The sequence below is a fragment of the Streptomyces sp. NBC_00390 genome (assembly GCF_036057275.1).
Classification (GTDB): domain Bacteria; phylum Actinomycetota; class Actinomycetes; order Streptomycetales; family Streptomycetaceae; genus Streptomyces.
The window spans coordinates 6,342,974-6,356,546 of sequence record NZ_CP107945.1; the positions used below are offsets into that span (position 1 = coordinate 6,342,974).

10 protein-coding genes are annotated in these 13,573 nt (G+C 71.2%); 8 read left to right on the forward strand and 2 right to left on the reverse strand.

What is annotated here, in order from left to right; translation table 11 throughout:
• The first annotated feature begins 519 nt into the window (after positions 1–519).
• The 5 genes from gltB to OHS70_RS28040 all read left to right on the forward strand — a co-directional run bounded on the left by gltB (position 520) and on the right by OHS70_RS28040 (position 8,699).
• On the forward strand, positions 520–5,115 hold the full coding sequence (gene gltB / locus OHS70_RS28020) for a glutamate synthase large subunit (RefSeq protein WP_328401797.1): 4,596 nt from the start codon (positions 520–522) through the stop codon (positions 5,113–5,115).
• Positions 5,108–6,568: a glutamate synthase subunit beta gene (locus OHS70_RS28025; RefSeq protein ID WP_328401799.1), complete on the forward strand. Its 1,461-nt coding sequence runs from the start codon at positions 5,108–5,110 to the stop codon at positions 6,566–6,568. The genes gltB and OHS70_RS28025 overlap by 8 nt, the downstream gene beginning before the upstream one ends.
• Positions 6,569–6,782: 214 nt before the next feature.
• On the forward strand, positions 6,783–7,523 hold the full coding sequence (locus tag OHS70_RS28030; protein WP_328401801.1) for a vWA domain-containing protein: 741 nt from the start codon (positions 6,783–6,785) through the stop codon (positions 7,521–7,523).
• Entirely contained in the window at positions 7,520–8,080 is a 561-nt protein-coding gene (locus OHS70_RS28035) for a HutD/Ves family protein (RefSeq protein WP_328401803.1), read from the forward strand. The genes OHS70_RS28030 and OHS70_RS28035 overlap by 4 nt, the downstream gene beginning before the upstream one ends.
• A gap of 100 nt (positions 8,081–8,180) precedes the next feature.
• Positions 8,181–8,699: a pyridoxamine 5'-phosphate oxidase family protein gene (locus OHS70_RS28040; RefSeq protein ID WP_328401805.1), complete on the forward strand. Its 519-nt coding sequence runs from the start codon at positions 8,181–8,183 to the stop codon at positions 8,697–8,699.
• A gap of 8 nt (positions 8,700–8,707) precedes the next feature.
• Here OHS70_RS28040 and OHS70_RS28045 read toward each other — a convergent pair whose 3' ends face one another.
• Together OHS70_RS28045 and OHS70_RS28050 are read right to left on the reverse strand one after the other, a co-directional pair.
• Positions 8,708–9,712, reverse strand: a complete 1,005-nt coding sequence (locus OHS70_RS28045) for an acyl-CoA dehydrogenase family protein (RefSeq protein ID WP_328401807.1) — start codon at positions 9,710–9,712, stop codon at positions 8,708–8,710.
• Entirely contained in the window at positions 9,712–10,857 is a 1,146-nt protein-coding gene (locus OHS70_RS28050; RefSeq protein WP_328401809.1) for an acyl-CoA dehydrogenase family protein, read from the reverse strand. The genes OHS70_RS28045 and OHS70_RS28050 overlap by 1 nt, the downstream gene beginning before the upstream one ends.
• Positions 10,858–10,902: 45 nt before the next feature.
• Between OHS70_RS28050 and OHS70_RS28055 the strand changes: the two genes are divergently transcribed.
• From OHS70_RS28055 to OHS70_RS28065, 3 genes are all read left to right on the forward strand, one after another.
• Entirely contained in the window at positions 10,903–11,691 is a 789-nt protein-coding gene (locus OHS70_RS28055; RefSeq protein ID WP_328401811.1) for an SDR family oxidoreductase, read from the forward strand.
• Between the two features lie 69 nt (positions 11,692–11,760).
• Positions 11,761–12,378: a TetR/AcrR family transcriptional regulator gene (locus OHS70_RS28060; RefSeq protein WP_328401813.1), complete on the forward strand. Its 618-nt coding sequence runs from the start codon at positions 11,761–11,763 to the stop codon at positions 12,376–12,378.
• A gap of 29 nt (positions 12,379–12,407) precedes the next feature.
• Positions 12,408–13,565: an acetyl-CoA C-acetyltransferase gene (locus OHS70_RS28065; RefSeq protein ID WP_328401815.1), complete on the forward strand. Its 1,158-nt coding sequence runs from the start codon at positions 12,408–12,410 to the stop codon at positions 13,563–13,565.
• Positions 13,566–13,573: the final 8 nt, after the last annotated feature.

Consider the following 13,573-nt stretch of genomic DNA (forward strand, 5'->3'; position numbering starts at 1 on the left):
GGCGATGCGCCCCGGCATGTGCGCCCCACCCCGGTCGACGCGTGTGTGTGCCCTGCCGCTGTCCGTCGGTCCGCGGCGCGGGCGGAGGCGTCACGCGAGGGGCCGCCGCCTGCCGGGAACCGCGGCCGGCTGCCGCTCCGGCACCTGCTCAGTGCCTGGTGGGCTGGCGTTCATGGCCCGCGTGACCGACCCTGTGACGTACATCCCCTCCGCGGATCAGGCCAGGGGTGAGACACTATGCAGGGAACAACATAAGTAGCCGTTACCCGGCTGTTTCGATTCCCTCACCACCGGGCATGAGCCGTAGACGCTGTGGGCAACGAAGCCTGTCTGCGATGGTCCACCGGACATCGATCTGTCCGGCGGTGACCCCCTCCCACCGCCTCGCGGTGTCCGCATGTTGGAACGGCCTATCCACTTTCCGAGAAGCACTCCATCATGTAACCTGCACGAAATTTCGCAGAGGGCCAACGTCGTCCCTCGGCACTGCTACATGCCACGACGACGACGGGAGAGCCGATGCGTTCCGACGCCTGGTCGCCCATGGACGGTCGCCCCGCACCGCAGGGGATGTACGACCCCCGTAACGAACACGACGCGTGTGGCGTCGGGTTCGTGGCCACCCTCACCGGTGTTGCCAGCCATGAGCTGGTCGAGCAGGCGTTGACCGTACTGCGCAATCTGGAGCACCGCGGCGCCACCGGCTCCGAGCCGGACTCCGGCGACGGTGCGGGCATCCTGATGCAGGTCCCGGACGCGTTCCTCCGTGAGGTCACCGCCTTCGAGCTTCCCGAGGCCGGTGCGTACGCCGTCGGCATCGCCTTCCTCCCCGCCGAGGGGGACGACGCGACCACGGCCGCCGTCTCACGGATCGAGACGATCGCCGGCGAGGAGGGCCTTGAGGTCCTCGGCTGGCGTGAGGTCCCGGTCACCCCCGACCTGCTCGGCAGCGGCGCGCGCACCACCATGCCCGCCTTCCGCCAGCTCTTCGTGGCTGGGGGCACCTCCCGGACGGAGTCCGGGGGAGGTGAGAACACGGGCATCGCACTCGACCGCAAGGCGTTCGTGCTGCGCAAGCGCGCCGAGCGCGAGGCCGGGGTGTACTTCCCCTCGCTCTCCGCCCGCACGATCGTCTACAAGGGCATGCTGACCACCGGCCAGCTGGAGCCGTTCTTCCCGGACCTGTCCGACCGGCGCTGCGCCACAGCCGTCGCCCTGGTCCACTCCCGGTTCTCCACGAACACCTTCCCGAGCTGGCCGCTGGCCCACCCGTACCGCTTCGTCGCGCACAACGGTGAGATCAACACGGTCAAGGGCAACCGCAACTGGATGCGCGCCCGTGAGTCACAGCTCGTGTCCGACCTCTTCGGAGGCGAGACGCTGGACCGGATCTTCCCGGTCTGTACGCCGGACGCCTCCGACTCCGCCTCCTTCGACGAGGTCCTGGAGCTGCTCCACCTCGGCGGCCGTTCGCTGCCGCACTCGGTCCTGATGATGGTCCCCGAGGCGTGGGAGAACCACGACTCCATGGACCCGGCCCGCCGCGCGTTCTACAAGTACCACTCCACGATGATGGAGCCCTGGGACGGACCGGCCTGCGTCACCTTCACCGACGGCACCCAGGTCGGCGCGGTCCTCGACCGCAACGGTCTGCGCCCCGGCCGCTACTGGGTCACCGACGACGGCCTCGTCGTCCTGTCCTCCGAGGTCGGCGTCCTCGACATCGACCCGGCGAAGGTCGTCCGCAAGGGCCGCCTCCAGCCCGGAAAGATGTTCCTCGTCGACACCGCCGAGCACCGCATCATCGAGGACGACGAGATCAAGTCGGCCCTCGCTGCGGAGCACCCCTACGCGGACTGGCTGGAGACCGGCGAGATCGAGCTCGAGGACCTCCCCGAGCGCGAGCACATCGTCCACACCCATGCCTCGGTCACCCGCCGCCAGCAGACCTTCGGTTACACCGAGGAGGAGCTGCGCGTGATCCTGGCGCCGATGGCCCGTACCGGCGGCGAGCCGCTGGGCTCCATGGGCACGGACTCCCCGATCGCGGCCCTGTCCGAGCGCCCCCGGCTGCTCTTCGACTACTTCACCCAGCTGTTCGCGCAGGTCACCAACCCGCCGCTGGACGCCATCCGCGAGGAGCTCGTCACCTCGCTGCTCTCCTCGCTGGGCCCCCAGGGCAACCTCCTGGAGCCGACCGCGGCGTCCTGCCGCAGCGTCACGCTGCCCTTCCCGGTGATCGACAACGACGAGCTGGCCAAGCTCATCCACATCAACGCCGACGGCGACATGCCCGGCATGACCGCCGCGACGCTGTCCGGCCTCTACCGGGTCTCCGGCGGCGGCGACGCGCTGGCCGCCCGTATCGAGGAGATCTGCGCCGAGGCCGACGCCGCCATAGAGGACGGCGCCCGCCTCATCGTGCTCTCCGACCGGCACTCGGACGCCGAGCACGCGCCGATCCCGTCGCTGCTGCTCACCTCCGCCGTGCACCACCACCTCATCCGCACCAAGCAGCGCACCCAGGTGGGCCTGCTGGTCGAGGCCGGTGACGTCCGTGAGGTGCACCACGTCGCGCTGCTCATCGGCTACGGCGCCGCCGCCGTCAACCCGTACCTGGCGATGGAGTCGGTCGAGGACCTGGTCCGCGCCGGCACCTTCATCGAGGGCCTGGAGCCCGAGCACGCCATCCGCAACCTCATCTACGCCCTCGGCAAGGGCGTGCTGAAGGTCATGTCCAAGATGGGCATCTCGACCGTCGCCTCCTACCGCGGCGCGCAGGTCTTCGAGGCCGTCGGTCTCGACGAGGGCTTCGTCGAGAAGTACTTCAACGGCACCGCCTCCAAGATCGGCGGCGCCGGTCTCGAGGTCGTCGCCAAGGAGGTCGCCGCCCGGCACGCCAAGGCCTACCCGGCCTCCGGCATCGCCTCGGCGCACCGCGCGCTGGACATCGGCGGCGAGTACCAGTGGCGCCGTGAGGGCGAGCCGCACCTGTTCGACCCGGAGACGGTCTTCCGGCTGCAGCACGCCACCCGCAACCGCCGCTACGACATCTTCAAGAAGTACACGGACCGGGTGAACGAGCAGTCCGAGCGCCTGATGACGCTGCGCGGCCTGTTCGGCTTCAAGAGCGGCCGCGAGCCCATCTCGATCGACGAGGTCGAGCCGGTCTCCGAGATCGTCAAGCGCTTCTCCACCGGCGCCATGTCGTACGGGTCGATCTCGCGCGAGGCGCACGAGACCCTCGCCATCGCCATGAACCACCTGGGCGGCAAGTCCAACACCGGTGAGGGCGGCGAGGACCCGGAGCGTCTGTACGACCCCGAGCGCCGGTCCTCCATCAAGCAGGTCGCCTCCGGCCGCTTCGGTGTGACGAGCGAGTACCTGGTCAACGCGGACGACATCCAGATCAAGATGGCCCAGGGAGCCAAGCCCGGCGAGGGCGGCCAGCTGCCCGGCCAGAAGGTCTACCCCTGGATCGCCAAGACCCGGCACTCCACCCCGGGTGTCGGTCTGATCTCCCCGCCGCCGCACCACGACATCTACTCCATCGAGGACCTGGCTCAGCTGATCCACGACCTCAAGAACGCCAACCCGGCCGCGCGTATCCACGTGAAGCTGGTCTCCGAGGTCGGCGTCGGCACGGTTGCCGCGGGTGTCTCCAAGGCCCACGCGGACGTCGTCCTCATCTCCGGCCACGACGGCGGTACGGGCGCCTCGCCGCTCACGTCGCTGAAGCACGCGGGCGGCCCCTGGGAGCTCGGCCTCGCCGAGACCCAGCAGACGCTGCTGCTGAACGGCCTGCGCGACCGCATCGTCGTGCAGACCGACGGCCAGCTGAAGACCGGCCGCGACGTCGTCATCGCCGCGCTGCTCGGCGCCGAGGAGTTCGGTTTCGCGACCGCGCCGCTCGTCGTCTCCGGCTGCGTCATGATGCGCGTCTGCCACCTGGACACCTGCCCGGTCGGTATCGCCACGCAGAACCCGGTGCTGCGCGAGCGGTTCTCCGGCAAGGCGGAGTTCGTCGTCAACTTCTTCGAGTTCGTCGCCGAGGAGGTCCGCGAGATCCTTGCCGAGCTGGGCTTCCGCAGCGTCGAGGAGGCCGTCGGCCACGCCGAGCTGCTGGACACCGCGCGGGCCGTGAAGCACTGGAAGGCGCAGGGGCTGGACCTGGAGCCGCTCTTCCACGTCCCCGAGCTGCCCGAGGGCGCGGTGCGCCACCAGATCGTCGAGCAGGACCACGGTCTGGAGAAGGCTCTCGACAACGAGCTGATCGAGCTGGCCGCCGAGGCGCTGAACGCGGCCACGGCCGAGGACGCCCAGCCGGTGCGCGGCCAGGTCGCGATCCGCAACATCAACCGGACCGTCGGCACGATGCTCGGACACGAGGTCACCAAGCGGTTCGGCGGCGCGGGCCTGCCGGACGACACCATCGACATCACCTTCACCGGCTCGGCCGGCCAGTCCTTCGGCGCGTTCGTGCCGCGCGGCGTCACGCTGCGCCTGGAGGGCGACGCCAACGACTACGTCGGCAAGGGCCTCTCCGGTGGCCGTGTCATCGTCCGCCCGGACCGCGGCGCCGACCACCTCGCCGAGTACTCGACCATCGCGGGCAACACCATCGCCTACGGTGCGACCGGCGGCGAGATGTTCCTCCGGGGTCGCACCGGCGAGCGGTTCTGCGTCCGCAACTCCGGAGCGCTGGTGGTCTCCGAAGGCGTGGGCGACCACGGCTGCGAGTACATGACCGGCGGACACGCGGTCGTGATCGGCGAGACCGGACGCAACTTCGCGGCCGGCATGTCCGGCGGCATCGCCTACGTCGTCGACCTCGACCCGGACAACGTCAACGCAGGCAACCTGGAGGCGATCGAGACCCTGTCCGACGCCGACAAGCAGTGGCTGCACGATGTCGTGCGCCGCCACCAGGAGGAGACCGGCTCGACCGTCGCGGACAAGCTCCTCGCCGACTGGTCCGTGAACGTGGACCGCTTCAGCAAGATCATCCCGACCACGTACAAGGCAGTGCTCGCCGCCAAGGACGCCGCTGAGCTCGCCGGTCTCTCCGAGCAGGAGACCACCGAGAAGATGATGGAGGCGGCGACCAATGGCTGACCCCAAGGGCTTCCTGACCACCGGGCGCGAGGTCGCCGAGACCCGTCCCGTCGGTGAGCGCGTCAAGGACTGGAACGAGGTGTACGTCCGCGGCTCGCTGCTGCCGATCATCGGCAAGCAGGCCGGCCGCTGCATGGACTGCGGCATCCCGTTCTGCCACAACGGCTGCCCGCTCGGGAACCTGATCCCCGAGTGGAACGACTACGCCTACCGCGGGGACTGGGCGGCGGCGAGCGAGCGCCTGCACGCGACGAACAACTTCCCGGAGTTCACCGGGCGGCTGTGCCCCGCTCCGTGCGAGGCGGCGTGCGTGCTCGGCATCAACCAGCCGGCCGTCACCATCAAGAACGTCGAAGTCTCCATCATCGACAAGGCGTGGGACACGGGCGACGTCAGGCCGCAGGCGCCGGAGCGCCTGTCCGGCAAGACCGTCGCGGTCATCGGCTCGGGCCCGGCGGGTCTGGCCGCCGCCCAGCAGCTGACCCGGGCCGGCCACACCACCGTCGTGTACGAGCGGGCCGACCGCATCGGCGGGCTGCTGCGGTACGGCATCCCCGAGTTCAAGATGGAGAAGGTGCACATCAACCGCCGTATCGAGCAGATGCGCGCGGAGGGCACCAAGTTCCGTACCGAGGTGGAGATCGGCCGCGACATGCCGGCCGACGCCCTGCGCCGGCGCTACGACGCGGTGGTCATCGCCGCGGGTGCCACCGTCTCGCGTGATCTGCCGGTCCCGGGCCGTGAGCTGAACGGCATCCACTTCGCGATGGAGTACCTGCCGCTCGCCAACAAGGTCGTCGAGGGCGACTTCGTGGCCCCGCCGATCACCGCCGAGGGCAAGCACGTCGTCGTCATCGGCGGTGGCGACACCGGCGCGGACTGCGTGGGCACCGCCCACCGCCAGGGCGCGGCCTCAGTCACCCAGCTGGAGATCATGCCGCGGCCCGGTGAGGAGCGCAGCACCAACCAGCCCTGGCCGACGTTCCCGATGCTCTACAAGGTCACCTCGGCGCACGAGGAGGGCGGCGAGCGGGTCTACTCCGTCTCCACCACCCACTTCGAGGGCGACGAGGACGGCAACGTCCAGGCGCTGCACCTCATCGAGGTGGAGTTCAAGGACGGCAGGCTGGAGCAGAAGCCGGGCACGGAGCGCCGGATCCCGGCGCAGCTGGTGACGCTGGCGATGGGCTTCACCGGTACGGACCAGGAGAACGGTCTGGTCCAGCAGTTCGGCCTGGAGCTGGACGAGCGCGGCAACGTCGCACGGGACGCCGACTTCGCCACCAACGTGGCCGGCGTCTTCGTGGCCGGCGACGCGGGCCGCGGCCAGTCCCTGATCGTCTGGGCGATCGCCGAGGGCCGCTCGGCGGCCCGTGGCGTGGACCGTTTCCTGACGGGGACGAGCGCGCTCCCGGCCCCGATCCGCCCGACGGACCGCGCGCTGACGGTCTGACCGCGGCGCGAACAGAACGTCTCGTACAACGGCGTGCGGACACGAACGCGGCGCCTGCCACGTCCCCGACCGGACATGGGCAGGCGCCGCGTTGCCGTTCCGCGGCAGGGCAGGCGCGGCGCCGTGCGAGACGGAACCCGGCGGGTTCCCCGCCCGCCCGGGGGTACGCTGAGTCGCCTTCCGGCGTGAGGAACGTGAGGAAACGGAGCCCCGCATGGCCACTGCCAGCATCCCCGGACCGGCCATCAGCCTCCGCAAGGTCGAGGAGCGGGCACCGGCCCTGGTCAGTCTCTACAAGAGCGCCGGCGTGTCCCTCCGGAAGCACGGCCTGCACGGGCAGCGTGCAGCCGTCTACCTGGTGCTCGACTACTCGGGCTCCATGAAGGACTACTACAAGGACGGCAGTGTCCAGGGGCTCGCCGACCGGGTGCTGGGCCTCTCGGCCAATCTCGACGACGACGGCTCGGTGCCCGTGGTCTTCTTCTCCACCGACATCGACGCCGTCACCGACATCGCCCTGGAGAACCACCGGGGCCGGGTCGACGAGATCGTCGCGGGCCTCGGCCACATGGGCAGAACCAGCTACCACCTGGCCATGGACGCGGTCATAGACCACTACCTCGACAGCGGCTCCACGGCACCCGCGCTTGTCGTCTTCCAGACGGACGGCGGCCCGATCAGCAAGCACGCCGCGGAGCGCTATCTGTGCAAGGCCGCGCGTCTGCCGTTGTTCTGGCAGTTCGTCGGCTTCGGCAACAAGCGCAGTACGCAGTTCGACTTCCTGCACAAGCTCGACGAACTCGCCGTACCGGCCAAGCGGCCCGTCGACAACGCCGGCTTCTTCCACGCCGGGCTCGACCCGCGCCAGGTCCCCGACGCGGAGCTGTACGACCGGCTGGTCGGCGAGTTCCCGCAGTGGCTGGCGGCGGCGAGGGCACAGGGCATCGTGCGATGAGGATCCTGCGGGCGGCAGGCCGTACGGCCGTGCCGTGGAAGAACGGCGGCGGGGTGACCCGGGAGATCGCCGTATCACCCGCAGGCGCGCCGATGGACGACTTCGACTGGCGGATCAGCCTCGCGGACGTGAGTGCGGACGGCCCGTTCTCCGCGTTCCCGGACGTGGACCGGACCCTGACCGTGGTCGAGGGCGCCGGTATGGATCTCACCGTCGGCGGTGAGTACCTGCGCGTCGGCGAGCGCTGCGCGCCGCACGACTTCCCCGGCGACGTCGCGACCGCGGGACGGCTGCTCGAAGGCCCCGTCGTCAATCTCAACGTGATGTACCGCAGAGGGCGCGTCACCGCGCTGACCTCGGTGCTGCGGGGCGCCCTGCTGCTCCCCGTCCCGGCGGACGCGGCCGTGGTGGTCGTCGCACTGGACGGCACCACGCTGCTCGGCGCCGATGAGCCCGTGACGCTCGACCCGTACGACGCGGCGGTCCTGGACCGCTCGCCCGGAGTGCTGCGTACGGACGGACACGCGGCGGTGGTCACGCTCAGGGTGCATCCCTGAGGGTGCCTGCCCGAACACCGGCGCGCCGCCGTGGCGTCCGGCCGGGACACGCGGGCCGAACACGACAGAGGATGTCGGGTATCCGCGCTTCCATGGGGGCATGACCTCCCGTTGGGCAGACTTCCAGGCCGCGGAACCGGACTGCGCCGCGACCGCACAGCAGCGCTTCGAAAAGCACACGCACCACGTCCTCGCGACGCTCCGCAAGGACGGTTCGCCCCGGGTGTCCGGGCTGGAGGTGAAGTTCAGCCACGGCGAGCTGTGGCTCGGCATGATGCCGAACTCCCGCAAGGCGCAGGATCTCCGCCGCGACCCGAGGTTCGCCGTCCAGGCGAACCCCGGCAGCGGCACCTCCATGGACGGCGGGGACGTCCGTGTCTCCGGGCGGGCGGTCGAGGTGACCGACCCGCAGGCCAAGGCGGCGTTCACGCAGGAGGCGGGCGAGCCGCAGCCGTTCCATCTGTTCCGGGCGGAGCTCGCCGAGGTGGTGCGGACCAGGGTCGACGGCGACGAACTCGTCGTACAGATCTGGCGTCCGGGCCGGAGGCTGCGGACCCTGCGGCGCGGCAACGACGACAGCCCGCCGCGCAGCGACGACCGAGCGGCCGGCGACGACTGAGCAGCCGGTCAGGCCAGCACGGCGGCCCGGCACTGCGCCGGCGTGCCCCAGGCGTCCCGCAGCGGCCGTGCCTTGCGCAGCCACAGGGACAGATCCAGTTCCTCGGTGTATCCGGCGGCGCCGTGCAGTTGGAGGGCGGTGCGGGCGGCGGTGTACGCGGCCTCGCCCGCCGCCACCTTGGCGGCGGCGGCATCGGCCCCGTCCATGGACAGCGCAGCCCCGTACAGCAGGGGCCGGGCGAACTCGAGGGCGATCAGCGTGTCCGCGAGCCGGTGCTTGACCGCCTGGAAGGAGCCGATGGCGGCACCGAACTGGGTGCGCTGCTTGACGTACGCGACGGTACGGTCCAACAGCGCCAGCCCGACACCGAGCGACTGGGCGGCCGTGGCGAGCCGCGCCCACTGCCCGGCCCGGGCGGCTGCGGCGGCCACCTCCGCCCCGGCCGCCAGGACCTCACCTCCCGGCAGGGGAACGCTCAGCCGCCGCACGGGATCGACCGAGGCCCGTACGGACCCGTGCCCGGGCGCGATGCGCAGCTCGGGTACCGCGGGGCGGCCGGGGTCCGGCCGGGGTCCGGCTGCGGCGACCACCAGGACGCAGTCCGCCGCATCCGCGTCCAAGGCGTACGGCCCCGAGCCGGGCAGCAGCACCGACGCCGCGATCTCGCCCGCCGCGATGCCCGGCAGCAGCCGCTTGGCCAGGGCCGAATCGCCCAGCTCGGCGACCAGCACCGCCGCGGCGACCGTCTCCACCACCGGGCCCGCCACCGCATGCCGGCCCAACTCCACGAAGGCGACGGCCAGTTCGACGGGAAGCAGTCCCGACCCCTCGTAGGCCTCCGGCACGGCCAGCGCGAACACACCCGCCCCGGCGAGGCGCTGCCACACCGCGCGCCCGGGTCCCGGCTCTGCCGCGGCCCAGGCGCGCGCCGTCGCGGGGGTGTCCGCGGCCGTCAGCATCGTGTCCAGCGAACGGGCGAACGCCTGTTGCTCGTCGGTCAGCAGAAAACGCATCAGCGGCGGCCCTTCGGCAGGCCGAGCAGCCGCTCGGCGATGATGTCGCGCTGGATCTCGTTCGTTCCGGCGTACAGCGGACCGGCGAGCGAGAAGACGTACCCCTCCGACCACGCGCCGTCCGCCAACTCCCCGTCCGTGCCCAGCAGGTCGAGCGCCGTCTCGTGCAGGGCGATGTCGTACTCGGACCAGAAGACCTTGTTCAGGCTCGACTCCGCACCGATGCGCCCGCCGGCCGCGCACCGCGCCGCGCTCGCCCAGGTGAACAGCTGGTACGCACGGGCACCGATCACCGCGTCCGCGACCCGGTCCCGCAGCGCCGTGTCCGCGGCCGGGGCCGAGGCGTGCCACTGCTGCACGAGCCGGTCCGCCGCGGCCAGGAACCGGCCGGGCGAGCGCAGGGTCAGCCCGCGCTCGTTGCCCGTTGCCGCCATCGCGATCCGCCAGCCCGCGCCGGGCTCGCCGATCACGTCCGCGTCCGGCACGAACACGTCGTCGAGGAAGAGCTCCGCGAATGCGGGCCTGCCGTCGAGCCGGCCGATGGGCCGGACCGTCACGCCGGACGCCGACAGGTCGAACATCATGTACGTGAGGCCCTGATGCGGCCTCGGGGCAGCGGGATCCGTACGGAAGATGCCGAACGCGCGGTCGGCGAAGGCTGCCCGCGAGGACCAGGTCTTCAGACCGTTCAGCAGCCAGCCCCCGTCCGTGCGCACGGCACGTGAGCGCAGTGAGGCGAGATCCGAGCCGGCCTCGGGCTCGGACCAGGCCTGTGCCCAGATCACCTCGCCGCTCGCCATCGACGGAAGCACGCGTGCGCGCTGTTCCTCGGTGCCGTGGTCGAAGAGGGTCGGGGCGAGCAGGTGGATGCCGTTCTGCGCGACCCGGCCAGGTGCGCCCGCCGCGTAGTACTCCTCCTCGAACAGCAGCCAGCGCACGAGGTCCGCACCCCGGCCGCCGTACCGCTCGGGCCAGGAGATCACCGACCAGCGGTCCGCCGCGAGCCGCGCCTCCCAGGCACGGTGCGCCGCGAAGCCCTCCTCGGTCTCCAGGGAGGGGAGCGGTCCTGCGGGGACGTGCTCGGCGAGCCACGCGCGGGCCTCGGCGCGGAAGGCCCGCTCGTCCGGGGAGAGGTCGAGGTCCATGCTCCATCCTTCCCTAACAAGTGTTTGGTAGGTTAACGTGCCGATGTGAGGAACGACAGGGCGCAGTACGTACCCGGGCACGGCCTGCTGACGGGCCGCACCGCCGTCATCACCGCCGCCGCGGGCGCAGGCATCGGCGGCGCGACCGCCCGCCGGTTCCTTGAGGAGGGCGCGCGCATCCTTGCCTCCGACGCCCATGCGCGCCGGCTGAAGGAGACCGAGGCGGCGCTCGCCGGGGAGTTCGGGGCCGGCGCGGTCACCGCGCTGCCGTGCGACGTCACCGACGAGACGCAGGTCCAGGCCCTGTTCGACAGGGCGGTCCAGGAGCACGGCGGGCTCGACATCGTCGTCAACAACGCGGGCCTCGGCGGTACCGCAGCCCTCGCCGACATGACCGACGACCAGTGGGCCCGCGTCCTCGACGTCACCCTGAACGGCACCTTCCGCTGCACCCGTGCCGCCCTGCGCGCCTTCCGTGCGAGCGGCCGCGGCGGCGTGATCGTCAACAACTCCTCCGTCGCCGGCTGGCGGGCCCAGGCCGGCCAGGCCCACTACGCCGCCGCCAAGGCGGGCGTCATGGCGCTCACCCGGTGCGCGGCCGTCGAAGCGGCCGAGTTCGGCGTACGGGTCAATGCCGTCGCACCCAGCCTCGCAATGCATCCGCACCTGGTGAAGGTCACCTCGGCCGAACTGCTGGAGGAACTGACCGCGCGCGAGGCCTTCGGACGGTACGCAGAGCCGTGGGAGGTCGCCAACGTGATCGTCTTCCTCGCCGGCGACTACTCCTCGTACCTGACCGGCGAGGTCCTCTCCGTCAGCAGCCAGCATGCCTGAGGCCGCTCCGGGCGCTCGTCGCGTACCCGGCACGACCGCCCTGAACGGGCCTGGCACCACAATGGTCGTGTGCCTCCCACGAAGAAGCAGCACCAGGTGACCGCCGCCCCGGCCGACCGGCGCAAGCAACTCCTCGACACCGCCGCCGAGGTGTTCGCCGCCCAGGGCTACAACGCCACCACCGTCCGCAGGATCGCGGACGCGGCCGGCATGCTCGCCGGCAGCCTCTACTACCACTTCGATTCCAAGGAATCGATGCTCGACGAGATCCTCTCCTCCTTCCTCACCGAGCTGTGGGAGGGGTACGACGCCGTGCTCGCCGCCGGTCTGGGACCCCGGGAGACCATCGAGGCCCTCGTCACCGAGTCCTTCCGGGAGATCGACCGGCACCGCGCCGCCGTCGCCATCTACCAGAAGGAATCCCGCCATCTGGCCGCCCAGCCGCGCTTCGCCTATCTCACCGACTCGCAGCAGAAGTTCGAGAAGGCATGGCTCGGCACGCTGGAGCGCGGGGTCGCCGAACGGGCCTTCCGCGCCGACCTCGACGTCCGGCTCACCTACCGGTTCGTGCGCGACACGGTGTGGGTCGCGGCGTCCTGGTACCGGCCCGGCGGACAGCACAGCCCCGAAGAGATCGCCCGGCAGTACCTGTCGATGGTGCTGGACGGGATCGCCGTACGAACGTGACCGGCTCGGCCGGACAGGGAGTTGACGTCATGCGCGAGGCCTACATCGTCGAAGCGGTACGCACCCCGGTCGGCAGGCGAGGGGGAGGCCTCGCCGCCGTCCACCCCGCGGACCTCGGCGCGCACGTGCTGCGCGCCCTGGTCGAACGCTCCGGAATCGACCCGGCCGCCGTCGAGGACGTCGTCTTCGGCTGCCTCGACACCGTCGGCCCGCAGGCCGGCGACATAGCGCGCACCTCCTGGCTCGCCGCCGGGCTGCCCGAGGAGGTACCCGGTGTGACCGTCGACCGGCAGTGCGGATCCTCTCAGCAGGCCGTGCACTTCGCGGCCCAGGGCGTACTGTCCGGCACCCAGGACCTGGTGGTCGCGGGCGGCACCCAGAACATGACCCAGATCCCGATCGCCTTCGCCTCCCGGCAGGCCGCCGAACCGCTCGGCCTGACCCAGGGGCCGTTCGCGGGCAGTGAGGGCTGGCGGGCCCGGTACGGGGACGCCCCGGTCAACCAGTTCCACGGGGCCCAGCTGATCGCCGCGAAATGGGGGATCACGCGGCGCGCCATGGAGGAGTTCGCGCTCCTGTCGCACCAGCGGGCGGTCCGCGCGATCGACGAAGGCCGGTTCGACCGGGAGACCGTCGCGTACGCCACCGTGACCAGGGACGAGGGGCCGCGCCGCGACACGACCCTGGAGAAGATGGCTGCCCTGCCGCCGGTCCTGGAGGGCGGCACCATCACGGCGGCCTGCTCCTCCCAGGTCTCGGACGGCGCGGCAGCGATGCTGATCGCGAGCGAACGGGCCGTCGCGGAGCACGGACTGACCCCCCGCGCCCGGATCCACCATCTGTCGGTACGCGGCGAGGACCCGATCCGCATGCTGTCGGCGCCCATCCCTGCGACGGCGCATGCGCTGAAGAAGACGGGCATGACGATCGACGACATGGATCTCGTCGAGATCAACGAGGCGTTCGCGCCGGTCGTGCTGGCATGGCTCAAGGAGACGGGCGCGGACCCGGACAAGGTCAATGTCAACGGTGGCGCGATCGCACTGGGGCATCCGCTGGGTGCGACGGGGGCGAAGCTGATGACCACGCTGCTGCACGAACTGGAGCGCAGGGGCGGGAGGTTCGGTCTGCAGACGATGTGCGAGGGGGGCGGCCAGGCGAACGTGACGATCATCGAGCGGGTGTAAGGGCGCCG

What these genes read in the sequence shown, in the direction of transcription:
- OHS70_RS28025 (WP_328401799.1), top strand. Translation starts at nt 5,108, where the DNA reads ATGGCTGACCCCAAGGGCTTCCTGACCACCGGGCGCGAGGTCGCCGAG.
- OHS70_RS28050 (WP_328401809.1), bottom strand. Translation starts at nt 10,857, where the DNA reads ATGGACCTCGACCTCTCCCCGGACGAGCGGGCCTTCCGCGCCGAGGCC.
- OHS70_RS28030 (WP_328401801.1), top strand. Translation starts at nt 6,783, where the DNA reads ATGGCCACTGCCAGCATCCCCGGACCGGCCATCAGCCTCCGCAAGGTC.
- OHS70_RS28045 (WP_328401807.1), bottom strand. Translation starts at nt 9,712, where the DNA reads ATGCGTTTTCTGCTGACCGACGAGCAACAGGCGTTCGCCCGTTCGCTG.
- OHS70_RS28040 (WP_328401805.1), top strand. Translation starts at nt 8,181, where the DNA reads ATGACCTCCCGTTGGGCAGACTTCCAGGCCGCGGAACCGGACTGCGCC.
- OHS70_RS28065 (WP_328401815.1), top strand. Translation starts at nt 12,408, where the DNA reads ATGCGCGAGGCCTACATCGTCGAAGCGGTACGCACCCCGGTCGGCAGG.
- gltB (WP_328401797.1), top strand. Translation starts at nt 520, where the DNA reads ATGCGTTCCGACGCCTGGTCGCCCATGGACGGTCGCCCCGCACCGCAG.
- OHS70_RS28035 (WP_328401803.1), top strand. Translation starts at nt 7,520, where the DNA reads ATGAGGATCCTGCGGGCGGCAGGCCGTACGGCCGTGCCGTGGAAGAAC.